Origin of the sequence: Dyadobacter sp. LHD-138 (assembly GCF_030929615.1) — a bacterium.
In the GTDB taxonomy this organism is placed as follows: domain Bacteria; phylum Bacteroidota; class Bacteroidia; order Cytophagales; family Spirosomataceae; genus Dyadobacter.
In genome coordinates, this window is record NZ_JAVFVU010000131.1 from 1 (window position 1) to 510 (window position 510).

Below are 510 nucleotides of genomic sequence, written 5' to 3' on the forward strand. Positions count from 1 at the left end.
CTCAACTTTTAAGGGGGTCAACATGTGCCAGAATGGCAGGCGATTCCAGCGAATCAGGCTACTTTAACATTCCAAAACATTCCGGCTTTTAGGGGGTCAACATGCTCCGGAATATCCAGTCTTTTCAAAAGTGACTGAACTACACGAATCACACACTTAAATATTGAAAGTTCTGCATATTTAGGGATATCCCTAAAAGAAAAAAACTTGAAAATCGTTGATTTTCAAGTTTCAATCCTAGTTAACAACGCTTAAATGAGAGGAAGTTGCGTACAACCTGAGTGCCCCCGGCTACCCGCCTCGGGCGCCAGCCAACGTGACCGGGGCGTGCAGCCTTGGAACAGGTGAACAAGACCTCTAAACGCAAAAAATCCCATCTTTTTTGAAGATGGGCTTTTGCATTGCAATGGTATTGTGGCGACTACCTACTTTACCAGGTTTGACCCAAGTATCATCGGCGGTTCTGGGCTTAACTTCTCTGTTCGGGATGGGAAGAGGTGAACACCAGGC

The 510-nt window shown here is 45.9% G+C and carries 1 rRNA gene; it reads right to left on the reverse strand.

Annotated elements, in window-relative coordinates:
* Nucleotides 1–412 precede the first annotated feature (412 nt).
* Nucleotides 413–510 (reverse strand): 5S ribosomal RNA (gene rrf, locus RB622_RS30255); the annotation flags it as partial.